This window comes from Arthrobacter sp. FW306-2-2C-D06B (assembly GCF_021789175.1).
Taxonomy (GTDB): Bacteria; Actinomycetota; Actinomycetes; order Actinomycetales; family Micrococcaceae; genus Arthrobacter.
On sequence record NZ_CP084560.1, the window covers coordinates 3519076 to 3544235 of the forward strand.

The window sequence follows — 25160 nt, forward strand, 5'->3', positions numbered from 1 at the left end:
CTGCCCCAGCCGACTCAGGGACGCGCGCGCTTAGGCGCGCGCTTCCGCTCAGGGAAGCGCCCGCTCAGGCGCGCTTCCGCGAGACGGGCGCCAGGAAGAAGCTCGCGACGAGCAGGACCAGCACGGCGAGCAAGGAATGCAGGATGCCGAAGTGCTCCGCCAGCAACCCCAAGAGCGGCGGACCGCAAAGGAAGGCCCCATAGCCGATCGTGGAGACGACTGAAACCCGGGCCGCCGCATGGGCGGGATCGTCCGCGGCGGCGGACATGCCCACCGGGAACCCCAAAGAGGCGCCCAGACCCCAGATGGCCAGGGCCGCGAAGGCGAGCCACGGCACGGGGGCGAAGACAAAGAGCGCCAGCCCCACCACAGCCGTGGCCGAGCACCAGCGCATGACGGGCACCCGGCCGAAGCGGTCCAGGACCACCGTCCCGGCAAAACGGCCCACAGTCATGAAGGTCACGAAGATTCCGTAGCCGATGGCTCCGGCAGCATCGGATTGACCGTGGCCATCGGCCAACGCCAAGGCTACCCAGTCCCCCGCCGCGCCCTCAGCCAGAGCGAGCCCCAGGACGAGCAATCCAAGCAGGAGGGTCCGGCGTTCGCGCCACGCCCGCGCCACCATGCGCTTGCTGTCCAAAGGTTCGGCCGGTCCCTGCTGGCCGGGCTGGCCCGTCTGGATGACCGGCAAGGGGCCGGTTGAAGGATCTTCGAAGGTGTCCGGTTTTTCCGGCTTAAAGGCCTTGGCGGTGCCTCGCGCAGCGGAATGGCGGGTGATATCCGCGCGGAACCAGGCAGTGGCTGTCACCACCGAGACTGCGACCACCAGGCCGGCCGCGGCCAGATGCCAGAAGACCGGCAGTCCCGCGGCAGCGGCCCACGCGCCGAGCCCTGCGCCCGCAACAGTGCCAAGGCTGAAGGATCCGTGGAGACGCGGCATGATGTGCCGTTCGAGGGCGCGTTCCAGTGACGCTCCCTCGACATTGGATGCCGTGTTCCAGCTGGCCGTGCCGAGGCCGATCACCATGAGTCCAAGCGCTACGACCACCGGGTTGGCCAGCACGGACGTGCCAAAACCGGCAACCGCGAGGCCCAGACCCACCATGGCGCCGCCGATCCGCGTGGTCAGTCGTGATCCGAGCCGGATCACGATCACCCCTGACGCGGACACGGACACGAACGATGCCACCGTCATGCACATCAGCAGGAGCCCTACCGTGCCGGGCGTCAGGTTCAGGCCATCGCGGATCGCCGGCAAGCGGGAGACCCACGACGAGAAGGCCAGGCCGCTGGCGCCGTACGCGGCCACCACTGCATTGCGCCACCGCGACAATTCCGCCGCGGTGGCGCGAGGTGGTGATTGTTGCAGCTGGCTCAAGCGAGCTTCACAACGGCCTGGGATTTCATGAGGACCTTCTGGCCTGCAAAGGTGACGGTCAGGTCGATGCGCGCGGTGCGGGCTTCGGCGTCGAGCGCTCCCACCACTCCGGCGACCTCGATCACGGCGCCGGGCTCGCTGGTCCCCGTGGTGTCGGTGACCAGCACCGGTTTGGTGAAGCGCGTCTGGTAGTCGACGACGGCGGCGGGGTCGCCGGCCCAGTCGCTCACCAATTGCACGGCGGAGCCCATGGTGAACATGCCGTGGGCGATGACTCCGGGAAGTTCGACGCCGGTGGCGAAGGATTCGTTCCAGTGGATCGGGTTGAAATCGCCGGACGCGCCGGCGTACTTGACCAGGTCCTGGCGGGTGACCTCGATGCTGCGGGTGCCGATTTCCTGCCCGACGGTGAGTTCTTCAAGTTTCAAGCTCATGGTTACTGTCCCTCTCCGCGGACCAGGATGGACGAGGTGGTGGTGGCGACCCTCTGGCCGTCCACGGTGGTGATTTCCGAACGCGTGGTGATCATTGCCCCGCCGCCCATGGCGCGGACGCTGTCGACGTGCAGTTCGGCCCGCAACTGATCCCCTGCAACGATCGGGCGGTGGTGCGTGAAGCGCTGATCGGCGTGCACTACGCGGGTGAAGTCGATCCCGGAATCGGGGTCCTCGATCAGCTGGGCATCGGCCCGCTGGGCGACGATGATGGCAAAGGTCGGCGGGGCGACGAGGTCGCTGTGGCCGAGGGCCTTGGCGGCTTCGACGTCGAAGTGGGCGGGATGGGTGGCTTTCACGGCCCGGGCGAACTCCCGGATCTTTTCGCGGCCGACGTCGTACACCTCTGCGGCAGGGTAGCTGCGGCCCTGCAAGTCCGGGTTAATAGTCATAGTCCAACCCTATCGGCCCGGGACGTGTCTCCGGATGAGCATCGACGCCGTACCGCTAGTCCGCGGCAGGCGGTCCGAACCATGTGGTCAGCGCGTCGTCGAGGCCCAGTCGGGTTCGGTCTCCCACCCAGGCCACGTATCCGTCGGGCCGAATCAACACGGCGGCCGGAGGTGTGACGGCCCCTAGTGCCGGAAGCTCCCAAGTCCCGGTGTATGTGGCGTCGATCAGCTGAACGCGGTCCGCCCACGGCGTGATGTCGATGCCGCCCGGCTCACCCAGGTTGAGGAGGACTGCACGGGCATCGTGCAGCAGGCTGAAGACGCGCAACAGGCCGGCCGGGGTGACAAGGTCGAGATCGGGCATGCGGCGTCCGAGCAGCGGGTGCCCCTCGCCGACGTCGTAATGCACGTCGAGGCCGGACTGCATCGCGGCGTAGCGCTTGCGCGGTTCCTCCATGCCGAGGAGTTCGGCAATGATCTCGCCCACGGCTTTTGTGCGTTCGTCCGGGCGGCGAAGCGCGACACTCGCCATCGTGTTGCGCAGCACGCGGGCTGCCACCGGGTGGCACTCGGCGTGGTAGGTGTCGAGGAGGCTTTCGGGCGATGTCCGCTTGAGAACCTGGGCCAGCTTCCATCCCAGGTTCACGGCATCTTGCACACCCGTGTTGAGGCCCTGTCCGCCGTCCGGTGCATGCACATGTGCGGCGTCGCCGGCGAGCAGGACCCGCCTGTCGCGGTAGCTCGCGGCCTGCCGGGTCATGTCGGTGAATCTGGAGATCCAGATGGGACTGTGGATCCCGTAATCCGTCCCGCACACGGCGATGAGCGCCTCGCTCAGGTCATGGAGGGTGGGTTCGGTGGCGGGTCCCACGTGCTGTTCGGTCACCATGACCCCCACGGGCCCGCCTTCCGCGTAGACCACCTTGCCGTCGAGAATCTTGTAGTCCAGCTTGCCGAAGGAGTGGATGCCGAAGGCATTGGTGTGGACGCCCAAGGGCGGCTGCTCGGCCATCTCGACCTGGGCGATCAGGGCGCTGGTGGTCGGATCCCACCCGGGGAATTCGATTCCGGCTGCCTTGCGGACCAGGCTGCGTCCGCCGTCGCACCCGACGAGGTATTCCGCGCGCAACGCCCCGCCGTCGGACAACTCGACGTCGACGCCGGTCTCGTCCTGTGCGAATCCGGTCACCTCGCGTCCGTAGTGGATCGGCACCGCGAGCTCGGCGACCCAGCCGGCCAGGATGCGCTCGATGTGGTTCTGCCACAGCCCAAGCCCGTAGTTGTGCCGGGTGGGAAAGTCGCTGATGTCAAAACGGACGCCGCCGAACCCCGCGACCTGGGCCACCTGCCCCTCGGACAGGAAGCGATCTGCGATTCCGCGCTGGTCGAGGACTTCGATGGTGCGTGAGTGCAAACCGCCTGCACGTGAGCCGGCGAGATCCTGGTTTGGACGCCGCTCGACAATCGCGACATCGACGCCGGCCAGCGCGAGTTCGCCCGCCAGCATCAGCCCCGTGGGACCCCCTCCGACGATCACCACCTCATGCTTGGTCATCGCCACGCTCCGCCAGGCTACTTCTTCAAGCCCTTGCGGACCTGCTGTCCGCGGACCACCATGCCCACGACATGCAGGACCAGGCCGAGCCCGATCACGAACAAGGACGTCAGTGCAAGGCTTTGGTTGTGGGAGGTGTTGCCGATGATCGTGAGAATGATCCCGACGGCGATAAGCCCCATCGCGCTGAAAACCAGCGTCTTGTAGGCGGTAGAGGCCGTGGCCCAGAATTCGTTCAGCACTCCCCAAGTTTAGGGCACTTGCCAGAGCCGCGGGTCCTGGGGGCCGGAAACCCGACAAACCTACCAACGCTCGCTCACCTATGAATGGTTGTGGACGAACGCTCGCCCACCTATGAATGGTTGTGGACGAACGCTCGCTCACATATCAACGGTTATGGGCGAACGCTCGCTCACATCATCTGCGCGAAGGTTTTGGGAATTGCCGTCATAAGTGAGCGAGCGTCCAGGAAAAGCCGGATATATGTGAGCGAGCGTCTGTCGATACCCTTACGTCGGTGGGTGCCCCTATAGGGAGGGCTGGACCCCGAAGGCCACTGCGAGCTTCATGATCTTCTCGGCGCGGCCGAGGCGCGGGAGGTCGGAACCGTCGCGGATGACCCTGCCATTGGCTTCGAAGTCGTTCATGAAGTCGGTGGCCCAGGCGACGTCCGATGGCGTGGGGCTGATGACCTCGTTGATGACAGTGGTCTGGTCAATCGCCAGGCAGAGCTTGCCGGTCATGCCCATGGTCACCGTGATGCCGGTCTGCTCGCGCAGGATCGGGTGGTTCGTGCCGACGGTCGGGCCGTCGATCGGTCCCGGCAGGTTGCCAACGCGGCTCGCGACGACGAGCTTGGCGCGCGGGTACGCCATTGCCTCAGGCGTTGCGGCCATGCCGGTGTCCCGGCGGAAGTCGCCCGAACCGAAGGCCAGGCGGAAGGCACCTTGGGCGCGGGCGATGTGGTTGGCTTCCTCGATGCCCAGAGCCGATTCCACGAGAGCGACCACCGGGGTCTTGCCATCCATGCGGTGGAAGGACTCAGTGACCTGGTCCGCTGACTCGGTCTTGGCCAACATGACGCCCAACAGGCCGGGCGTGCCGCGCAGGCCGGCGAGGTCATCGGCCCAGAACGGGCTCGTGGCGTCGTTGATGCGGACCCAGGCCTGGCCGCCGGCGGTCAACCAGTTGATGACGTTGTCGCGGGCGATGTCCTTCTGGGACGGGTCCACAGCGTCTTCGATATCCAGGATGATGGCGTCCGCGCGCGATGAGGCCGACTGGTCGAAAAGCTCCGTCTTCATGGCGTTCACGAGGAGCCAGGAACGGGCAATGTCTGCGGGAATTTTGCGGGTTGACCGAATGGACTCGGCGGCGGTGCTTGACGTCATGTATCTACCGTATCCGGCCAGCCGCCAGGAACGCTAAGAATCTGGCACCGGTGTGAGCATCAATACGAACAAAACGATTGTGACAGGCACCCCCACCCCAACTGGCTCGCAGTTGTTGTCGTTATGCGCCGTCAAAACGACAACAACTGCGAGTCAGTTGGGTGTGGCGCGCTTTGGGGAGCCCGCAGCGCAACGCAGCGCAACGCAGCTCAACCCGGCGACGCTAAGCGAAATGTGTCCTTGCATTGCCCGGAGTTGCGCGGGCATGTCGTCGGATTTCGCCCGGTTTCCCGGCGTTTCCGGGCGTTACCGCCGGGCTTCCCCTGAGCAGTGGACATGCGCTTACATCGTTCCCACCGGCAGTTCGGTCTGCTCCAGACCACGCCCGGACCACGAATTCCACTCCCCAGAAAGTAGCTCCCATGAAACTGCACCAGCCCCTGCTAAGCGTCGCGGCCGCCGTCGTACTTGCGCTGACGGTGACCGGCTGCGGCGGCAATGCCCAGGCGGGTGACGAGACGGCCGGCCAGACGGAAGTCAAGGAGCTCCGCTACCAAGGCTCGGCCAACAACGTCGGCCTCCCCGAACTGGCGGCGGACCTCGGTTACCTGGGCGACATCAAGCTCAACTGGGTGGGCAACACCATCAGCGGTCCCCAGGACATCCAGTCGGCGGCCACCAACCAGACCGACTTCGGCGGGGCGTTCGCGGGAGCCGTGGTGAAGCTGATTGAGGCAGGGGCACCGGTGACCGCCATCGTGAACTACTACGGCGAGGATGCGAAGACCTTCAACGGCTTCTATGTCAAGGCGGACAGCCCCATCAAAACCGCCAGGGACCTTATCGGCAAGAAGATCGCAGTCAACACCCTGGGCGCCCATTCCGAAGCCGTCATCAACACCTACCTCAGCAAGAACGGCCTCAGCCAGGACGAAATCAAGCAAGTACAACTGGTAGTGCTCGCGCCCAACGACACGGAAGAAGCCGTACGCCGCGGCCAGGTCGACGCAGGAAGCCTGGGCGGGGTCCTGCAGGACCATGCCGTTGCCGCCGGCGGACTGCGCTCGCTGTTCGCCGACTATGAACTCTTCGGCACCTTTGCCGGCGGACAGTACGTGCTCCGCAACGACTTCATCGAAAAGAACCCCAACACGGCCCGGACCTTCGCAACGGGCGTGGCCAAGGCCATCAAGTGGGAGACCGAGACGTCGCGCGAACAAGTGATCGCACGCTTCAAGAAGATCATCGAGGCCCGCGGACGCAACGAGAGCACCGCGAACCTGCAGTACTGGAAGAGCCCCGGCGTACCCGACAACGGCGTGATCAAGGACGAGGACTTCACCCGCTGGTCTTCGTGGCTGAAGGGCTCGGGAATCGTCAAGAACGATCTCACGCCGTCGAAGTACTACACCAACAAGTTCAACGAACTCGCATCAAGCACCCCCACCCCAAGCACAGCGAAGGGATAGTGATGACCGCAAAAATCAGCATCCGCAATGTCACCAAGCAATTCACCGTCCGCCCCGGCAAAGGTTCCAAGCGCTCCAAGGCCTCCCCGACCGGCGCGACTGGCAAGACCGCAACCCAAGAGCCCACCACACTGACCGCCCTCGACTCTTTGAGCCTCGACGTGCGCGACGGCGAATTCCTCACCTTGGTGGGGCCCAGCGGTTCCGGCAAGACGACCCTGCTGGACCTCCTGGCTGGCCTGTCCACGCCCACCTCCGGCGAGGTATTGGTGGACGGCCAGCCTGTGACGGGACCCGGGAGGGATCGTGCCGTGGTTTTCCAGCAGTATGCCCTCTTTCCCTGGCGCACGGCGTCGGCCAATGTGTCGATCGGGCTTGAAGGCAAGGGCACGGACGGGCGCAAGCTCAATCGCCGCGAACGTGCCGCCAAGGCAAGCGAATACCTCGCATTGGTTGGCCTGGCCGGCTTCGAGGACCGTTTCCCGCATGAGCTCTCGGGCGGCATGAAGCAGCGAGTGGCCATTGCCCGGAGCCTCGCGTATGAGCCCGATGTGCTCCTCATGGACGAACCCTTCGCCGCGTTGGACGCCCAGACGCGTGAACAACTCCAGGACGAGCTCCTGCGGATCTGGCGGGCCACAGGAAAGACGATCGTGTTCATCACCCATGGCATCGACGAGGCCGTGTACCTGGGGCAGCGCGTCGCCGTCCTCAGCGCCCGGCCCGGGCGGCTCAAGGAAATCGTGGACGTGGACATCCCCGACCGCGACGGCGAGGACGACATCCGTTCGCACCCCGCCTTTGTCGAACAAAGGCACAAGGTCTGGACCCTGTTGCACAACGAAGTCCGACTGGCCCAGGACGCCGGGCATCGCAAGATCCTGCCGGACGGCACGGCCCCGGATGAAGTTCCGGGAACAACTCCCGAAAGGAGCGCAGCCTGATGACCACAACACTCGCGCAACAGCCCGCGGCGAGCGCCGCACCCAAGCAACCTCCCGCCGTCGGGCACTCCGGTCTTGTTGAGGCGGGGCGTCGGCGCACGACGGCGGCACCCGCCTTTGTGAGGATGGCCGCCGCCCGCGCCGGTTCCGTCCTGTGGAAGGCCGCAGGGATCATCGCCTTCCTGGCTTTGTGGGAACTCGGGCCGACCTATCTGGCGAGCCCGTCAACCCGCGTATTCCTGCCGCCCTTGCACGAGGTCTTGGCCGCGTGGGGCAAGTTGTTCGAATCCGGCACCATCCAGGGGCATTTGGCCGCGAGCCTCACCCGTTCGGTGTCGGGATTCGGAGCGGCCCTCGTGGCTGGGGTATCCCTCGGTCTGCTGATCGCCTGGTACGGACGGCTCAATTCGGTGTTGAACCCGCTCCTGGAACTGTTCCGCAACACTGCCGCGCTTGCCCTGCTGCCTGTTTTCACACTGTTGCTGGGGATCGGCGAGGAGTCCAAGATCAGCATCGTGGCCTACGCGGCGTTCTTTCCGGTCCTGTTGAACACGATCGCGGGCGTCAAAACCGTGGATCCGCTTCTCATCCGGGCCGCGAAATCGCTCGGACTCTCAAGCCTCGCGCTGTTCCGCAAAGTGATCCTGCCCTCCGCGGTGCCCACCATCTTCACGGGAATCCGCATGGCCGGCACGGCCTCCATTTTGGTGTTGATCGCGGCGGAAATGGTGGGGGCGAAGGCGGGGCTCGGCTACCTCATTGTGAACGCCCAGAGCAGTTTCCTCATCCCGGACATGTACGCCGGCATTCTCACGGTGTCCCTTCTGGGATTGGCCGTGAATTTCGTCCTTGTAGCCCTGGAACGGCATTTCTCCCGTTGGCGGACCGCCGTCGGGTCCGGCTCCTGACCGTCAATCCAACCTCATAACCCATCAAATAAGTAAAGGAACAAAATGTCTGTCATTACCGAAACCAAGCTCGAATTCGCCAAGCTCGGCTCGCGCATCGGCGCCGAAATCCGCGGCTTCGACCTCAGCGGCGATCTCGCCCCGGAAACCGTGGCTCAAATCCGGGCTGCCCTCAACGAACACAAAGCCCTCGTTTTCCGCGAGGCCAACATTCTCAGCGACGAGGCCCAGGTGAAATTCGCAAGCCATTTCGGCCCGCTCACCACGGCGCATCCGACCGTGGCCTCCGTGGAGGGCGAAGAGAACGTCCTGCCCGTGGACAGTGAGAACGGTTCCGCGAACAATTGGCACACCGACGTCACGTTCGTGGTCAACCCGCCGCAGGCTTCAACCCTGCGCAGCATCGACCTTCCGTCCTATGGTGGCGAGACGCTGATTGCCTCTTCGGCGGGAGCGTACGAGGATTTGCCGGACGAGCTCCGGAACTTCGCGGACACGCTCTGGGCGATCCACACCAACGACTACGACTACTCGGTGCCGAAGAACCTGGAACATGAGAATGCCGACGAGCGCCGCAAGGAATTCACGCGCATCAAGTTCGAAACCGCCCACCCGGTGGTGCGTGTCCATCCCCTGACCGGCGAGCGCGGATTGTTCATTGGGGGCTTCGCGCAGCGCCTGCGGATCGTGGGGCTGTCCAACACGGAGTCGAAGGACATCATCCGCTTGCTGCAGGCCTACGTCACCCGTCCGGAGAACGTGGTGCGCGTGAACTGGGAACCGAACCAGCTGGTGCTCTTCGACAACCGCATCACCCAGCACTACGCCCCCGACAACTACGATGGCCAGCCACGCAAGCTCAACCGCGTGACGATTGCCGGCGACATCCCGGTGGGCGTGGACGGCAGGCCGAGCCAATCGATCCAGGGTGACTCGTCAACGTATTCGCCCACGGTTGGGGCCCATGTCGTCGCGCCGCTGTCGTAGCACGCATGTGTTGTTGTAGCTGCCTTAGCCCAACTGACTCGCAGTTGTTGTCGTTATAAGCCCTCAAAACGACAACAACTGCGAGTCAGTTGGGGTTAACCCGCGCTTAGGGGAGCTTGCTGCCCCGCGCGGCCACCCACAGGCCGTACCACTCGGTCCGCGTCATGGCTGCGGCAACTGCGGCAGCATCCGCGCAAGCAAGGATCCGCGCCGGGTTGGAACTGCCCAGCACCGGGGAAATACGTGCCGGATGCTTCATGAGCCACCCCAACAACACGGCCTCAGGCGTGACACCCTTTGCTTCCGCGAGCTGGGCGACAAGAGCGGCTGTCGCGGTGTCCGCGGCGGTCGGGAAAACCGGCGTCGAGCCCGTGTACCGGCCCTGCGCGAGGGAACCATATGCCTGCAGCTCAATCCCCTGGCCGACGCAGCATTCCAAAGTGCCGTGCGGGAAACTGTAGCCGAGGGCGTCGTCGTGGTTGACCAGGACCGTGCTCTCAAGCCAGGCCCGTCGGTGCAGGCTCATTTCCAGTTGGTTGGCCACGATCGGCACCTCCAGCTGGTCCTGCAGGAAGGCGATCTGCGCGCCGGACATGTTGGACACGCCCAATTGCCGCACCTTGCCTTCCGCCATAAGCTGCCCGACGGCGGAGGCCACCTCTGCGGGTTCCATCAAGGGGTCGGGGCGATGAAGCAGAAGCACGTCGACGTAGTCGGTCCGCAACCGTTCCAGGCTTCCATTGACCCGTTCCAGGATGGCGTCCTTGCTGAGGTCGTAATGTCCGTCGACACCAGGCTGGCCGAGCCGGATTCCGCATTTGGTCTGGAGCTGGATTTTCTCCCGCAGCCCTGACGTCCTGGCCAGGACTTCACCGAAGACTGCCTCGGACTTGCCGCTGCGGTAGATGTCGGCGTGGTCGAACAAGTCGATCCCGATGCCCATGGCGGCTTCGATCGCGGCCGCGGCCTGCTCGATTTCGGCAGCACCGTATTCGCTGCCCTCCCAAGGGCCTCCGAGACCCATGCAGCCATAGATGAGCCGGCCGGACGCGATTTTGCTCTTTGCAGTCATTTTCAAACTCTCTCACATGCAACTAACCCGCAGTTGTTGTCGTTTACAGCCCTCAAAACGACATTAACTGCGGGCCAGTTGGGTCAGCGACTGGGGACTAGACGATCCAGGCGGTCGTGTTTGCCGGGAGCTTGCCGCCCTCGAGCGGTGCGCTGCTCACGACGACGGTGCCTTCCGGAAGTGCCACCGGCTCGGTTCCGAAGTTCGTCACCGACTGCCAGCCGTTGGGCCGCGCGAAGTGCAGCACCGACTCATTGCTCGAGGGGATCCATTCAAGGTCCTCGGCCGACCGCAGTTCCGAACGCAATTCCAGGGCCTTGCGGTACAGCTCCAGGGTGGAGCCCGGAACGTTGTCCTGCGCCTCCACGGCGTAGCCGGCAAACCATTCAGGCTGCGGCAAGTGGGCATGTCCATCGCCGAAACCGAACGACGAACCTTCACTGGTCCATGGCAGCGGGACACGGCAACCGTCGCGGCCGACGTCGACTCCAGGGTTACGGAAGAACGCCGGGTCCTGGCGCTGCCCGGCCACAATGTCGCCGACTTCCTGCAGCCCAAGCTCTTCGCCCTGGTACAGGTACGCGGAACCCGGCAGGGCGAACATCAGCAGCGACGCGGCGCGGGCACGGCGCAAGCCGAGCTCGGCGTCGACGTCGGCGGCCGAACCGCCGTCGAGGAGCCATTGCTTGCCGTCCTGGCCCAGGCCGTCACGGCCGCTACCCGCGGGCAAGCCGTAGCGCGTGGCGTGCCGGACGACGTCGTGGTTGGAGAAGACCCAGGTCGAGGAAGCACCGGAGGCCGCGGCCTCGCTCAGGTTCTTGGTGATGATCGTGCGGAACTGCGCGGCATCGAAATCGGCCTGGAGGAGGTCGAAGTTGAAAGCCTGGCCCAGTCCCTCGGGGCTGGCGTAGCGGGCGCGGCGGTCCGCGTGGACCCACGCTTCCGCGACGGCCGTCCGGGGCGGGTTGTACTCGTTGAAGACCTTGCGCCACTCGGCGTAGATCTCGTGAACCTCGTCGCGGTCCCAGAACGGGTGGGCTCCCAAAGCGTTTTCGCCTTCCTTGGGCAGCTCGGTCTTGGAGGGCAGAACCTCCGGCAGGTCCTTCGTGAGGGCATGGGCAACGTCGATGCGGAAGCCGTCCACGCCACGGTCGGACCAGAAGCGCAGGGTCTTCAGGAAGTCCTCGCGGACCTCGGGGTTCTCCCAGTTGAAGTCCGGCTGTTCTTTGGTGAAGATGTGCATGTACCACTGTCCGGGGGTGCCATCCGGTTCGGTGATGCGCTCCCAGGCCGGGCCGCCGAAGATCGAGTCCCAGTCGGCCGGGGGCAGTTCGCCGTTTTCGCCCAGGCCGTCGCGGAAGATGTAGCGCTCACGGGCTGCCGAGCCCTTCGGGGACGCCAGCGCCTCCTTGAACCATTCATGCCGGTCCGAGGAGTGGTTCGGGACGATATCCGCGATCAACTTGATGCCTGCGGCGTGCAGGGCGGCCGCCATCTCATCGAAGTCGGCCAGGGTGCCCAGCTTGGGGTCCACGTTGCGGTAGTCGTCGACGTCGTAGCCACCGTCAGCAAGGGCCGAGGGGTAGAACGGGCTCAACCAGACGGCGTCAATGCCGAGGGACTTCAGGTACGGAACCTTGGCGGTAATGCCCTTTATGTCGCCCAGGCCGTCGCCGTTCGCATCGGAAAAGCTGCGAGGGTAGATCTGGTAGACAGCCGCTTGGCGCCACCAGTTCGGATCGGCCATGCGCTCGGCGCGCTCGGAGTCGAAGTGGGTTGCCATGGTGACGGTGGAGGACAAAGGGAATCCTGTTCTGTGTCGACGCTTCGATGGATGGGACTTTTATTTAGAATCTAAATTTAGTACCTCAAGTATTATGTGACGCATACCTACAGGAGGTCAACAGCCATGCCTGAAATCGCGACTGCCACGCCGCAGATGCTCCGGCGGTTCAACGCGGCCACCGTGCTCGGAGCCATCCGTTCCTCCAACGCCGTGACGGTTTCTGAACTGATGGACGCCACCGGACTCACGCGCGCCACCACCATTTCCGTGTGCGAAGACCTCATGGCCCGGGGCTGGATCCGCGAGCTGGAAAAAGATTCCGATGCCTACCAGAAAGGCCGGCCCGCACGGCGCTTCGAGCTCGACGAAAGTGCAGGCTGCGTCCTGGGAATCGACGTCGGCGTCCTCAAGACCACCGTTGTGGCGGCCGATCTACGCGGCAAGACCACGGGACGGGCCAGCAAGCCATTCCGCGCCAGGGAGATCGAAGCCGGGGAACGGATCCGTGTCATCAGCCAAACCGCGCTGCTCGCCCTCGAGGCTGCCGCAGTGGCACCGGACAAGGTCCTTGCGGTGACGGTGGGGCTCGCAGCCCCGGTTGGCCGCGACGGGAACATCCTCGTCAGCCAGCCGTTCTGGAGCCTGTTCGACGTCGGGCTGAAGAAGGCCCTGCACGATCTGCACGGATGGGCGGTAATGCTGGAGAACGATGCCAACTTGGCGGCATTGGGCGAATGTTGGCGCGGCGCCGGCAGCGGCGTGCAGGACCTGGCAGTGCTCCTTGCCGGGGAGCGTTTCGGTGCGGGCCTGGTGGAATCCGGCCGTTTGCTTCATGGCAGCCGCGGCGGCGCTGGCGAGATGGCCTACCTGGACATGGTGGACGGAGTCGGATCGGCGGACGGCCTCGCCGCGCTCGCCAGATTGTGGGCGGCGGAAGCCTTGGCGGGAAACGCGGAAACGACGCTGCGCACCGCGGCCGAGCCGGGCCACGAGGTCACGGCACAGCACGTCTTCGCCGCCGCTGCCCAGGGTGACAAGGTTGCGCTGGGCATCCTGGACCGGCTTGCGGACCGGCTTGCCCGGGTGGTCTCCACGGTAGCCATTTTGCTCAACCCGGAGCTCGTGGTGATCGGCGGCGCGGTGGCGGATTCGGCGTCGGTCCTCCTCGAACCTGCCACACGGAAGCTGGCCAGTTACACCGCCACTCCCCCGCGGCTGGCAGCCTCCCCCTTGGGCGATGCGATTGTGGGCATCGGTGCGGTGCGCCACGCACTGGACCACGTGGAGAAGAACTCTTTGGATCTGGTGTTGCGGCGGGCCTAGGGCCTTCGGAGCCGGCCGTTTCCCGTCGGCGCGGTCGGCGCGGCCGCTAGTCCGGCATCGCCATGGTGCGGAGGTCGAGCTGGCGCAGCACCCGGTCCGCCACCTCGGGATCCATCCCCGGTTCGCTCCGCGCCGCGACCACTTCCTGGCGCGCGGCGTCGAGGGCTATGGTCTGGACCGCGATCGCCAGTTCCCTGCCGCGTTGGCGCTTTTCAGCGTCCGACTCATTCTTCAATGTCCCGTCGAGCAGCTCGGCATGCAGGCGGGTCATCTTTTCCTTGACGAGGGCTACCTTGTCCGCCGGCAGCTCCTTCATCAGATCGTGTTCCTTGAGCGCGGAGATGGCGGCAGTCTGGGCGCGCTTGGCCAAGAGCCTAGCGGCATCTTTTTCGTGCGAACCGTCTTCGGATGCCTTGAGCACGCGCATGAGCCACGGAAGGGTCAGTCCCGGCAGCACCAGGGTGGCCAACAGTACCGCACAGGCGATGACCAGGATCTCGTGCCGGGCAGGGAAGTCGCTGCCGTCGGCAATAGTCAGCGGAAGGGCCAAGGCGAGTGCCAGCGTTGCGAGTCCCCGCATGCCGCACCAAGTCAGGATGAGGACCTCCTTGGGGGACGTTGGCTGCAGCAGGTTCTTCCGCTTGCGGGCCGAGATTGCCAAGAGCCCGAGCCAGGCGAACCGGACAACGAACACGAGAGCGCAGACCGCCACGGCCGGACCGATCATGCCGTAAATGGCCGTGCCTTCGTCCCGGATTACATGCCGGATCTCCAATCCCACAAGTCCGAACGCCAGGCCCGTAGCAAGGAGTTCCACCACATCCCAGAAGGCGGTGCGGGTCACGCGCTCGGCCGCGTCCTGCGACCGCGCGTGCCGCTGTGTCTCGAGGGCCGTGACGACGACGGCGATCACCCCCGAAGCGTGCAGCTCTTCAGCCAGGATGTATGCAGCGAAGGGAGTCACCAGGGTCACGGCACTTCGGGCCACCATGGAGGTGACCAGCTTGGTGATGAGCCTCGTCAACCAGCCCATCGCAATGCCGACAATCACGGCAAGGGCGGCACCGATGATGAATTGGAGCACGACGCCGGCCCCCACCTTGGTGCCTGAAACCGTCGCTGCCACCGCGGCCTGGAAGATCACGATCGCGGCCGCGTCGTTGAACAGGCCTTCGCTCTGCAGCACGGTGATGAGCCTGCGCGGCATGTGGACGCGACCGGCAACGGATTCAACCGCGACGGGGTCCGGCGGAGCCACCATGGCGCCCAGTGCGATCGCCGCAGGAATGCCGATCCCTGGAATCATGAGCCACGCGGCTCCGGCAACGACCGCCGTCGAAACGACCACGAGTGCCACCGCCATGAGCAGAAGCGTCCGCCAACGGACCCGGAAGACCGCCCAGGAACTTTTCTGGGCGGTCGCGAAGAGCAGCGGAGGGAGGAAGATCGGGAGGATCAGTTCAGGCGCAAGCTCAAAGTCCGGGAAGCCCGGGATGAAGGTCATCGCCGCAGCCAGCAACAGCATCAGCACCGGGTACGGGAGCCGCAAGCGGTCCCCCAAGCCCACGGCCACAACCGTTGCGAGGAGCAATCCAACAATGAGTGCCAACTGGTCCATGTTCCCGATTTCCCCATACTCCCGATATCCAGTAGCGGCAGCGTCCCGGGCATTGCCTCGGGACTAGCCCTACAAACATATCCCGCCGACGTGCGGTCCCGGCCCGGCTACCGGACCGGCAGCGTGTGGCTAGGACGCGGTGAGGGCCTCCACCACAGGCACCGAGCCGTCCCTGAACTCGATGGTGCGGTGGACAGTCTCGGGCAGTTCGAGGACGGCGGCAGCCACTAGGGCAACATTGGCCCGCGAAGTTTCGGTCCCGGTGCCCGGGTCCGCGGGGCTTACCTCAATGAGCGCAGACCCAGGATTGCTGGTCAGTGCGCCCGGGCCAAGGATCGTCCAGTCGAGGTCAGTCGCACGCAGGTACTCGTCCGCCGCGGCCTTGGCATCCGCGTAGGCGAAGAAGCTGTTGTCCTCGGGAACGCCATGGCCGGGTCCTGCGCCAAAGTAGGACACCATCACATAGCGGGCCACGCCCGTTTGCGCCGCGGCATCCATCGAGCGGATGGCGGCGTCCCTGTCCACTGCATACGTACGTTGCGGATTGCCTCCGCCTGCCCCGGCGGACCACACCACCGCGTCGTGGCCGTCAAGTGCAGAGGCGATCTCCGCCGTCGTCGAATTCTCGACGTCGAGTACTACCGGGGCGGCACCCGTCACTTCGACGTCGGGGGCGTGTTCCGGATTGCGGATGAAGGAAGTGACCGCGTGACCTTCGTTGCTCAGGATGCGGGACAGTTGCAAGGCCACCTTGCCGTGGCCGCCGATGATTGCGATTCGACTCATGGACCCATTCTGTCCCAGCGGTCAAGTGCATGGTCAAGCCCTTCCCAACACGGTGGATAAATTCCCGGAAAATAGTGTCTCCGCGTTTGCGGTGCGCATTGCCGAATTCGTCAATTCTCCGGATAAATATGACTTCTAATTACTAAGCAGACTTAGTTTAGTAATAATCACACCACCCCGCCCCGGGGCTGGCAGTCCGGACTCCTGCAAGCACCCGCCACCTGCCGAAGAAGCCTTGCGAGTGTTTGACCGGCAGTTCGGAATAAAAGCGAGTGGCACCCACTCGTGTAGGGCGAATTCTCCATTCCTACACTCAAATTACCTGCAGCAGGAAAAAGGAAATATCTCTTTCATAAATCTCACTGATGGATTTATCAAAACGGGTTCATACATCCCTTTGATGGATTTATCACAGCAGATGGATCGAGGGATTCCTCAGTGCTGCGCATTTAAGCAAAAGGGTCTCAACAAAGCGCCATCCCCTGCGCCTGCGTATCACTTCCCGGGCCAGCCAACCGACCGGCCCCAGAAACCATGAATTACGGGGATCCGACATGTATCAGCAGGAGTACGGACACAGCGGGATCAGCGGAGGCAACGTCCTCGCCCTGATATCCAAGGGGGTGAGAACACTCACCAGGTACAAGGCATCAATAGCCACCTGGGCAATCGTGGCAGCGGTGGCGATTGCAGCCGTGACGATGCAGAACTACGCACAGGTACTTGCGCCGGCAGGGACGAGCGCCGCAGTCGCCCCGCATGTCGGTTCGGGCGCCGGGATTGTCGCGCCTTCGCCGGCCGCTGCCAGTCCGACGCCGGCTGGCAGTCCCACGCCGGCCGCCACGCAGGCGCCGGTACAGACGCAGGCACCGGCCGCCGTCGCGCCGTCAGCGCCCGCAGCGGCGCCGGCCGCAGCTCCACCCGCTCCGGCTCCGGTTGCTGCGCCGCCTCCTGCTCCAGCGCCTGACACGAACGCCTATACGGTGATCAGCGGCGACACTGTTGGCTCCATAGCCGCCAGGTTCGGCGTCGACGTCGACGGAATGCTGGCGGCCAATGGGCTCAGCGCCTACTCCGTCATCGTGCCCGGCGAAGTGCTAAAGCTGACAGGACCGCCGGTTGCCGCGGCCGCCGCACCTGCACCTGCACCTGCCCCTGCCCCCGTTCCGGCGCCTGCGCCTGCTCCCGCTCCGGCTCCAGCTCCAGCGGTGCGGACCATCTATGTTGCGGGCTCAGGTGGCCAGGCGGCCGTGGACAGTTGCATTGGCCCGATCCATTTCACCCCCACGGACGCCTACTCGCTGTTCATTACCGAACATGATTTCTGCGGCGGATGGGCACAATTCTCGGGTATCGGCATCGGCGAGACGGTGAGCATCCCAGGCTACGGCACGTACACAGTGACGGCCCGCGGCCAGGTGCCACAAGGCGGGACCACCAACAACGTCGCAGCGGTCTTCGGTGGATTTCCTCGGGCGGTACTGCAAACGTGCATCCCGGGCACCAACCAGATGCTCGTCATCGCACTGAACTAAGGGCGGTCGCGCGGCGGCGAGGTTTGCGCGTTCCAATCCCGACCCTCTTTTGAATCCCCGAAGGCCTCTTCAAGGGCGTGTCGCCGGAGCGTTGCACGGCATCGCTTTCAAAGAACGTCAGGACGGGAGGCCCCCGGGCTTCCAGCGTCTTAAAAAGAAGCAGGCCAGGAGCTTGAGGCTCCTGGCCTGCTTCTGCAACGGTGGGAGGCTCGAACTACCGATCAGACCTCGCCCTATGCCCTCCAGTTTGGGAGACTGGACCAATACCTGTGAGCGGGGCGAACTTGGACGGACAACAGTGGATCTGGGTTGCGACGGTGCTGGTCGTCGCGGCGATCGTAGCCATTGTCATGGCCTTTGGACGCCGGTGAGAGTCGCCCGTTGATCGCGAATGCGTCCAGGGCCTGGCCTTTCCGGACGGGCTCCGGTATCGCGGCCCGGTAGCGACTGTCCCTCAGGGTGTAACAACTTCGTGTACTTCCGCTTCTTTTGCCACAGCACGAGCAGGTTAAGAGAACACATCAGCACAACTGTGATGCCAACGAAAACCACAAGGTCAATGAGATAGCGGCCAAAATCCACGAGCAGGGATGCCTTTCGGTCCGGACAACCTCCTGATCGTAGCTGGAGATAGCCCACAGACGAAATGACCCCCTACACGGTGAACCTCAAGGAAACACTAAGAAAAGATCAAGATTCACTTAAGACTGTCCGCTCGGGCGCCAAGCGATGATGGGAGAATCTGTTTGTCCTCAGGCACGTAAGTCGGCGGCCAAGATCTCCGAGAAGCGCCGCCACCTGAGGATTGGGGGACACTCAAGTGGCGGCGCCTCTAAAAACTATCGGCTGGTCGGGTGCGCTCTCAGCTTTTCGACAGGATCTTTACGAAATCTTTACGGCAAGTGCCCAGCAGACTTGCGGGCTTCGATCAGGACCAGGGGCAGACTTGGCCGGCCGCCGGAAGGGCCATTTCTTCGATCCGTATCCGGCTCGGTGCGACACCCCGGAAACGAAAAAGCCCCCGCCTTAGCGGGGACTTTCTTGGTAGCGGTGGGGAGGCTCGATCTCCCGACCTCACGATTATGAGTCGTGCGCTCTAACCAACTGAGCTACACCGCCACGAATGAGAAAAACCTGCGCCAAGCCGGTCAAAACCGCCTTGACACAGGCCCTCATTCAGAGCCCCCCACCGGAATCGATCCGGTGACCTCGTTCTTACCAAGAACGCGCTCTACCACTGAGCTAGGGGGGCAACGAGTAAATACTCTACCGGACGATTTCTCAGGCCACAAATCGGCTGCGTGACAGGGAAAAACGGCGCCGACACAATTTGCATCCGCACCGGATTCTTGAGTCGGAATGCGTCTGAATTAGGGCAAGCGGAGCACCTGGCCCGGGTAGATGTGGTCCGGGTTGGGCACGGTATCCGCGTTCGCTGCGATCAGGGCATCCAAGTCGACGCCGAACTGCACGGCGATGCCGCTCAGGGTATCGTCTGCTTCCACCACGACTTCGGTGACCTGCCCTACGCTGGCGGCGGGAGCACCGGCGTCGGGCATCGCGGCGCCCGCACCCACGGGAGCTTCCGCTGACGGCTCGGGCCCGGCACTTTGGACTGTCTCCCCCGTTGAGGCTTCAGCGGCCTCCTGCGGGGCCTCCGAGGCCCGTCCAGTCGGCTTGTGTTCGGCCTTGTCGAGGCCGAGGTTCTTCTTCAATCCATCGAGGAAACCCATGAACCAACCTTTCCACACCCGCGGGCCGCGCGTCTTCCCCATGTTTGGTTTGGGAAAGCGTTTCCGACACGGCGAGTCCGTCATTCTTGGGTCTCTGGGCCGTCAAACATGGGGAAAACGGTACAGTCAGCCGTGCGCGGGACCTGGGCCGGCGTTAAAGGCGGCGCCGTTAAACAGCCAGAGGCCGGCTCGAAAGCCGGCCTCTGACCAGAAACCCAGGAACTAGTCCTGTTTACCACTTACCCTTGCGGTTGAAATCGCGGTTGCCTGCGTCGCCGCCAGTGCGCGGCTTGCGTGCGCCTCGGTCGGCGTAGCTGCCCGTTCCGGCGCTTGCGCCGGCGCCGCTGCGCTCGCTGTAGGAACGGCCGCCGCGGTCAGCGGAGGAACGCTCGCCACCGGAGTAACCACCGCGGTCGCCTTCGGTCTTACGGAACTCCTTTTTGAAGCCGCCGTTGCCCTTGAAGTTTCCGCCACGGTCTCCACCGGAGTAACCGCCACGGTCGCCGCCGCGGCTGCCACCGGAGTAGCCGCCACGCTCGCCGCCGCGGTCAGAGGCAGGCTTGCGACCGTTGTCCAGCTCGAGGTGAATCAGCTCGCCGCCGATCCGGGTGCGGGACAGGGCGCGCAATTGCTCGGGGCTCAAGTCCGCCGGAAGCTCCACCAGGGAGTGGTCCGAGCGGATGTCGATCCCGCCGATCTGTGCCGAGGAGATGCCGCCTTCGTTGGCAATGGCGCCAACGATCGAACCCGGCATGACGCGCTGGCGGCGTCCGACGGCGATCCGGTAGGTGGCGTTGCCCTCGGTCAGGGTGCGGGTGGGGCCACGGGAACCAAAGCCGTCCTTGGAGCGCTCGCGCTTCTGGAATTCCGGTGCAGCCGGCAGTTCCTTGACCAGGAGCGGCTGGCCGCCCTGCGCCATGACGGCCAGTGCAGCGGCGATCTCCGAAGCCGGAACGTTGTGCTCCTCTTCGTAGGAGGAGATCAAGTCACGGAAAGCGGCAACGTCCTCGGACTCGAGGGTCTCGGTGATCTTGTCCGCGAACTTGCCCAAACGCAAGGTGTTGACCGTCTCGGCGGTGGGCAGGTGCATCTGCTCAACCGGCTGGCGGGTGGCCTTCTCGATCGAACGCAGCAGGTACTTCTCCCGCGGCGTCATGAACAGGATGGCGTCGCCGCTACGGCCTGCACGGCCGGTACGGCCGATGCGGTGGACGTAGGACTCGGTGTCGTGCGGGATGTCGTAGTTGACTACGTGGCTGATGCGCTCAACGTCAAGGCCGCGGGCCGCGACGTCGGTGGCGACCAGGATGTCAATGCGGCCTTCCTTCAGCGCGTCGACAGTCCGTTCGCGCTGCTGCTGCGGAATGTCACCGTTGATCGCGGCGGCCTGGAAGCCGCGGGACTTCAGCTTGTCAGCCAGGTCCTCGGTTGCCATCTTGGTGCGCACGAAGGCGATAACGCCGTCGAACTCTTCCACCTCGAGGATGCGGGTCAGTGCGTCGAGCTTGTGCGGGCCCATGACCTGCAGGTACCGCTGGCGGGTGTTGGCGCCGGTGGTCGTCTTGGACTTGACCGAGATCTCGGCGGGGTTGTTCAGGTACTGCTTGGACATCCGGCGGATCTGGCTCGGCATGGTCGCGGAGAACAGCGCAACCTGACGGTCTTCCGGGGTCTGCTGGAAGATCTGCTCAACGTCCTCGGCGAAGCCCATGCGGAGCATCTCGTCGGCTTCGTCCAGTACGAGGTACTGCAGCTCGGACAGGTCCAGTGAACCCTTGGAGATGTGGTCGATGACGCGGCCCGGGGTACCGACAACAACCTGCGCACCGCGGCGCAGGCCAGCAAGCTGCGGGCCATAGGCGGAGCCACCATAGACAGGGAGAACGGTGAAGTCATCGATGTGCTTGGCGTACGAGGTGAAGGCCTCGGCAACCTGGAGCGCAAGCTCGCGGGTCGGGGCGAGAACCAGGGCCTGGGTCTTGCGAGACGGGCCGTTGAGGTCGTGGAGTTCGGCCAGGCGGGACAGAGCCGGTACTGCGAATGCTGCAGTCTTACCGGTGCCGGTCTGGGCGAGGCCGACGACGTCGCGGCCTTCGAGCAGCAGCGGAATGGTTGCTGCCTGGATCGGAGACGGCTTCTCGTAGCCGACGTCCTGCAGGGCCGCCAGGACGCGGGGGTCGATTCCGAGGTCGACGAAGCGGACGCCCTCTTCCTCTTCCTCGACGGGTGATTCGGCCGGGGCCTCAGCCTTAGCGGGCGCTTCAGCCTTAGCGGGTGCTTCAGCGGGTGCCTCAACAAAGGCAGGGGCCTCAACCGGGGCCGGGGCCTCGATGAACTCAGCGGCGGGTGCGGTTTCGGCGATCTCGACGGCGGTCTCTGCTTCTTCAGCAGACTCGGCGACGAACGGGTCGTTCAGGTTTTCGGGCATAGGGGAAAGTTTCCTCATCCATAGGGGGCCAGTCGGCGCGGCCCGGTTGGGCTTGGCCGCAGTACACGTTGCGAACAGAAGAACCCGAAGGCTCTGGTGCTCGCAAGAAGTCCGGCGCTGTCGCAATCCCATGGCAGGACTTCCCGCTGCATCTCTTGGCTGCTATCTCAGCAGTCTGTACAGCGTTTTCTTCGCCCGGCTCTCCCTATGAAACTGCCCACACACATTTTGCGGGCCCCAACACTGACCAGTCCTGCCTCAAGAATTGGGCAGGAAAAAGGGATTTCCGGAGTGGGGGATACTTCAAGTGTAGGGCACAGATGAGTCCCTTGGCGACATAACCGTCGACGGCGGCGGTGAGCTTGCGCACAAACCCGCCCCGGCGCCCTTACGGCCGCCCCTCAGCACGGCCGTTCGAGGGCGTCCGTTCGAGGGCGGATCAGGCGTCCACCCCGTTGCGGCGCATGAGCTTTTCGAAGGTGTCGTGGTAGTCGGACTGGAGAAGGACCTCTCCGTCCGCCTCGGCGTCGAGAAGCAATTGCATGTCATCGAGGTTGGGGTTGCTGAACCACTGGCCCACCGTAATGCCATGTTTCGGCACAAACAGTTTGTGGATGTAGTCGCCGGCCGAAATGGAGCCGGTCTTCACCACCCGCAGGTAGGTGCCGACCCGCCCTGCCTCCGTGAAGCGCTTGACCCACTGTGGTTCATTCATGCGGCGCTGGAAAGTTGCGCACGGCACACGCGGGGATGTGACCTCGACTTCTACGTCCAGGCCGATCTTCCACCGTTCGCCGATCACTGCGCCGCTGGTCTCGATTCCGGCAACGCGGAGGTTCTCCCCGAAGATCCCGGCGGGCATGTCCCGCTGGAGTTCATTCGCCCAGTAATCGGCATCGGCCTGGGAGTACGCATACAGTGCTTGGTCCTCGCCGCCATGGTGGATCCGGCTCGCCTGGATGTCTCCGTGGATTCCCAGCTTGTGGACCTTCACCGGGCCGTCGACGGGGCGCTTGTCAATGGCCGTCACTCCGACCGAACCTTCGGGATCGGGCAGGAGTTCGTGTACCCGGCAAACAGCAAGCAACGATGCGGTATCCATGACTACAGTCTACGTACGCAGCTACGGATCGAAGCGATATCCCATGCCGGCCTCGGTGTGGAGGTGGCGGGGCTGTGCAGGGTCGCGTTCGAGCTTGCGCCGGAGCTGGGCAATGTAGACACGCAGGTACTGGGTCTCCTTCGCGTAGGCCTGTCCCCAGACCTGGGTGAGGATCTGCTGCTGGCTGACCAGCCGGCCGGCGTTGCGCACCAGCAATTCCAGGATGTTCCACTCCGTGGGTGTCAGCCGCACTTCTGCGCCGTCTTTGGTGATCTTCTTTCCGGCCAGGTCAACCAGGAAGTCGGCGGTCTGGAGCGTCGGCACTTCGTGCCGGGGCGCTGCCCGCCGAGAGGCGGCACGGAGCCTGGCCAGGAGTTCGTCCAGGCCGAAAGGCTTGGTCACGTAGTCGTCGGCTCCGGCGTCGAGGGCCTCTACTTTGTCTTCCGAGCCGTGCCGGGCGGACAACACGATGATGGGCATGCTGCTCCAGCCGCGGATTCCTTTGATCACATCCACGCCATCCATGTCCGGAAGCCCAAGGTCGAGCACCACGATGTCCACTGGCTGCTGGGCCGCCGCTTTGAGCGCATCTGCGCCGTTGCCCACGCTGATGGCGTGGTAGCCGTGGGCATGGAGATTGATTTGCATCGCCCGGGCGATCTGCGCCTCATCTTCCACGATCAGCACGAGGTTCACTGCCGCCCTCCCGTCCACAGAGGGAGAGTGACCACCATGGTCAGCCCGCCTCCCGGCGTCGCCTCAGCCATGAGCGTACCGCCCATGGCCTCGGTGAATCCCTTCGCGACAGCGAGTCCCAAGCCGATTCCGCTGCGGCCGTCCCGGCTGGATGGAGAGTCATCGAGTCGTTGGAAGGGCTGGAAAAGCTCAAGGACCGCCGCGGGCGCGATCCCCGAACCATGGTCCATCACCCGCAGTTCGCTGGCCGGCCGCCCGTCCACCGTGATGCCCGCGCCGGTCCGGGCCACCAGCACAACGTCGGAGTCGGGCGCGTATTTCACTGCGTTTTCCACGAGGTTAGCCACGACGCGTTCCAGTATCCCGGCGTCGGCCTCTACATACGGAAGGTTGGCAGGAAGCTCGTTCCGGATGCGCTCCCCCGGCACGCCTCGCAAAGCCTCCGGCATGATCTGGTGCCAGCCCAGTCCGCGCAGCAGCGGGTTCACGGCATCCGCGGTAATCCGGGACATGTCCAGCAAGTTGTCGACCAAATGGTCCAAGCGGTCCGCGTAGTCCTCGATGGTGGCCAACAGTTCGCGCTCGTCTTCGGGGGCAAAGGTTACGCCTTCCTGCCGCAGGCTGCTGACAGCAAGCTTGATGCCCGCCAGCGGAGTGCGGAGATCATGGGAGACGGCGCGCAGGATGGAGGTCCGCATTTTGTTGCCTTCGGCCAGGCGCACATTGTCCTGCCTGCTCTTGACGAGCTGCTGGCGCTCCCGCAACGCCACCACGAAGGCGCCGAACGCCGCGAGCATGCGCCGGTGCTGTTCGGAAAGCGGCCCGCCCCGGAGCAGGAGCGTGTAGTTGCGATCGACGACGGCGGCGTGGTCGGCTGCCGCATGGGTCACCGGCGGTTGAAGCCCGGAGCTTGCAAGGACCTGCCAGCTGGGCCCGGGGGCATCCGGCGAGTCAAAAGTGGAGAGCAGCGTCATCGACTCCATGCCCAGGTTGACGCGGATCTTGTCCAGGAAAGATTCAAGGCTGCCGTCCGAGCTGAGGATACGAAGGGCCAACTCGCTGAGTGCCCTTGCCTCGGCTCCGGAATGCGCGGCCTCCTGGGCCCGTCGGGTCGCCAAACCAACGGCGAGCGCAACTCCGCACGCCACGGCAAGGAAGATGACCAGAGTGAGAAGCGTGGCGGGATCCGCGATCGACAGGGAGCCCACCGGTTCGGCCGAGAAGTAGTTCAAGAGCATGCTGCCGAGGACGGCGGAGACCACGGCAGGCCACAATCCCCCGATTGCGGCAACGGCGGCGGAGACTGCCAGCTGGAAGAGCATGATCATGGCGAAGTTCCGGTATTCCAGCACGGATACCACGACTTCGATGGCAGAGGGTAGCAGCAGGGCCAGGACCAGGCCCGCAAGGATGCGGCGTCGCCCGATCCCCTTGGCTGCCCGAAGCTGCAGCCCTATTGCGTTCACGTCCGCGGCGGCCATGGCTCAATTCTGGCACGGGCACGGGCCGGCGTCGGACGTCGGACGTCGCTGCAGGCTGCTGAAGGGAACATGTCCGGCCTTA

21 protein-coding genes and 2 tRNA genes are annotated in these 25160 nt (G+C 64.5%); 6 read left to right on the plus strand and 17 right to left on the minus strand.

All coding sequences use genetic code 11. The features are described from left to right. Positions 1-64: 64 nt before the first annotated feature. The 6 genes from LFT47_RS16425 to LFT47_RS16450 form a co-directional block, all read right to left on the minus strand. The gene (locus LFT47_RS16425) at positions 65-1378 is read right to left on the minus strand and encodes an MFS transporter (RefSeq protein ID WP_236812327.1); all 1314 of its coding nucleotides are present in this window, start codon (positions 1376-1378) and stop codon (positions 65-67) included. Next, positions 1375-1812, minus strand: coding sequence for a MaoC family dehydratase (locus LFT47_RS16430; protein ID WP_236812329.1), 438 nt, complete (start codon positions 1810-1812; stop codon positions 1375-1377). The genes LFT47_RS16425 and LFT47_RS16430 overlap by 4 nt, the downstream gene beginning before the upstream one ends. A 2-nt stretch (positions 1813-1814) precedes the next feature. Beyond that, positions 1815-2264 carry an FAS1-like dehydratase domain-containing protein gene (locus LFT47_RS16435; RefSeq protein WP_236812331.1) on the minus strand — a complete coding sequence of 150 codons (450 nt, stop codon included), beginning with the start codon at positions 2262-2264 and terminating at the stop codon, positions 1815-1817. 55 nt (positions 2265-2319) lie between these two features. Further along, on the minus strand, positions 2320-3819 hold the full coding sequence (locus tag LFT47_RS16440; RefSeq protein WP_236812332.1) for an FAD-dependent monooxygenase: 1500 nt from the start codon (positions 3817-3819) through the stop codon (positions 2320-2322). 17 nt (positions 3820-3836) lie between these two features. Further along, positions 3837-4061: a DUF3188 domain-containing protein gene (locus LFT47_RS16445; RefSeq protein WP_236812333.1), complete on the minus strand. Its 225-nt coding sequence runs from the start codon at positions 4059-4061 to the stop codon at positions 3837-3839. 285 nt (positions 4062-4346) lie between these two features. Beyond that, a complete protein-coding gene (locus tag LFT47_RS16450) occupies positions 4347-5210 on the minus strand; it encodes an HpcH/HpaI aldolase/citrate lyase family protein (RefSeq protein ID WP_236812334.1) in 864 nt (287 codons plus the stop codon). A gap of 422 nt (positions 5211-5632) precedes the next feature. Here LFT47_RS16450 and LFT47_RS16455 point away from each other — a divergent pair, with 422 nt between their 5' ends. The 4 genes from LFT47_RS16455 to LFT47_RS16470 are packed head-to-tail and all read left to right on the plus strand — an operon-like array spanning position 5633 to position 9518. Then, complete coding sequence (locus LFT47_RS16455; RefSeq protein ID WP_236812335.1) at positions 5633-6679, plus strand: ABC transporter substrate-binding protein; 1047 nt, start codon at positions 5633-5635, stop codon at positions 6677-6679. A 2-nt stretch (positions 6680-6681) separates the two neighbouring features. Then, positions 6682-7623 carry an ABC transporter ATP-binding protein gene (locus tag LFT47_RS16460; protein ID WP_236812336.1) on the plus strand — a complete coding sequence of 314 codons (942 nt, stop codon included), beginning with the start codon at positions 6682-6684 and terminating at the stop codon, positions 7621-7623. Continuing rightward, positions 7623-8531: an ABC transporter permease gene (locus LFT47_RS16465; protein WP_236812337.1), complete on the plus strand. Its 909-nt coding sequence runs from the start codon at positions 7623-7625 to the stop codon at positions 8529-8531. Before LFT47_RS16460 ends, LFT47_RS16465 begins: the two co-directional genes overlap by 1 nt. Before the next feature lie 45 nt (positions 8532-8576). Further along, the gene (locus tag LFT47_RS16470; protein ID WP_236812339.1) at positions 8577-9518 is read left to right on the plus strand and encodes a TauD/TfdA dioxygenase family protein; all 942 of its coding nucleotides are present in this window, start codon (positions 8577-8579) and stop codon (positions 9516-9518) included. Between the two features lie 106 nt (positions 9519-9624). Here the strand turns inward: LFT47_RS16470 and LFT47_RS16475 are convergent, their stop codons facing one another. After that, entirely contained in the window at positions 9625-10590 is a 966-nt protein-coding gene (locus LFT47_RS16475) for an aldo/keto reductase (protein ID WP_236812342.1), read from the minus strand. A 97-nt stretch (positions 10591-10687) separates the two neighbouring features. Continuing rightward, positions 10688-12391: a glycoside hydrolase family 13 protein gene (locus tag LFT47_RS16480; protein ID WP_236812344.1), complete on the minus strand. Its 1704-nt coding sequence runs from the start codon at positions 12389-12391 to the stop codon at positions 10688-10690. A 108-nt stretch (positions 12392-12499) separates the two neighbouring features. Here LFT47_RS16480 and LFT47_RS16485 point away from each other — a divergent pair, with 108 nt between their 5' ends. Then, on the plus strand, positions 12500-13699 hold the full coding sequence (locus LFT47_RS16485) for an ROK family transcriptional regulator (protein ID WP_236812346.1): 1200 nt from the start codon (positions 12500-12502) through the stop codon (positions 13697-13699). A gap of 46 nt (positions 13700-13745) precedes the next feature. On the opposite strand, the gene LFT47_RS16490 is transcribed toward LFT47_RS16485, so the two are convergent. Together LFT47_RS16490 and LFT47_RS16495 are read right to left on the minus strand one after the other, a co-directional pair. Then, positions 13746-15317 carry a Na+/H+ antiporter gene (locus LFT47_RS16490; RefSeq protein ID WP_236812348.1) on the minus strand — a complete coding sequence of 524 codons (1572 nt, stop codon included), beginning with the start codon at positions 15315-15317 and terminating at the stop codon, positions 13746-13748. A 129-nt stretch (positions 15318-15446) separates the two neighbouring features. Continuing rightward, entirely contained in the window at positions 15447-16103 is a 657-nt protein-coding gene (locus tag LFT47_RS16495) for an NAD(P)-binding oxidoreductase (RefSeq protein ID WP_236812350.1), read from the minus strand. Positions 16104-16657: 554 nt separating this feature from the next. Here LFT47_RS16495 and LFT47_RS16500 point away from each other — a divergent pair. Then, positions 16658-17638, plus strand: coding sequence for a LysM peptidoglycan-binding domain-containing protein (locus LFT47_RS16500; protein WP_236812352.1), 981 nt, complete (start codon positions 16658-16660; stop codon positions 17636-17638). Between the two features lie 1042 nt (positions 17639-18680). On the opposite strand, the gene LFT47_RS16505 is transcribed toward LFT47_RS16500, so the two are convergent. The 7 genes from LFT47_RS16505 to LFT47_RS16535 all read right to left on the minus strand — a co-directional run bounded on the left by LFT47_RS16505 (position 18681) and on the right by LFT47_RS16535 (position 25078). Continuing rightward, positions 18681-18757, minus strand: a tRNA-Met gene (locus LFT47_RS16505). A 61-nt stretch (positions 18758-18818) separates the two neighbouring features. Beyond that, positions 18819-18890 (minus strand) — tRNA-Thr (locus tag LFT47_RS16510). 118 nt (positions 18891-19008) lie between these two features. Beyond that, complete coding sequence (locus LFT47_RS16515) at positions 19009-19371, minus strand: LysM peptidoglycan-binding domain-containing protein (RefSeq protein WP_236812353.1); 363 nt, start codon at positions 19369-19371, stop codon at positions 19009-19011. Between the two features lie 232 nt (positions 19372-19603). Continuing rightward, the gene (locus LFT47_RS16520) at positions 19604-21799 is read right to left on the minus strand and encodes a DEAD/DEAH box helicase (RefSeq protein ID WP_236812354.1); all 2196 of its coding nucleotides are present in this window, start codon (positions 21797-21799) and stop codon (positions 19604-19606) included. A 439-nt stretch (positions 21800-22238) separates the two neighbouring features. Next, on the minus strand, positions 22239-22901 hold the full coding sequence (locus LFT47_RS16525) for an MOSC domain-containing protein (RefSeq protein ID WP_236812355.1): 663 nt from the start codon (positions 22899-22901) through the stop codon (positions 22239-22241). Between the two features lie 21 nt (positions 22902-22922). Next, positions 22923-23597, minus strand: coding sequence for a response regulator (locus LFT47_RS16530; protein WP_236812356.1), 675 nt, complete (start codon positions 23595-23597; stop codon positions 22923-22925). Further along, entirely contained in the window at positions 23594-25078 is a 1485-nt protein-coding gene (locus tag LFT47_RS16535) for a sensor histidine kinase (protein ID WP_236812357.1), read from the minus strand. Before LFT47_RS16535 ends, LFT47_RS16530 begins: the two co-directional genes overlap by 4 nt. Positions 25079-25160 lie beyond the last annotated feature (82 nt).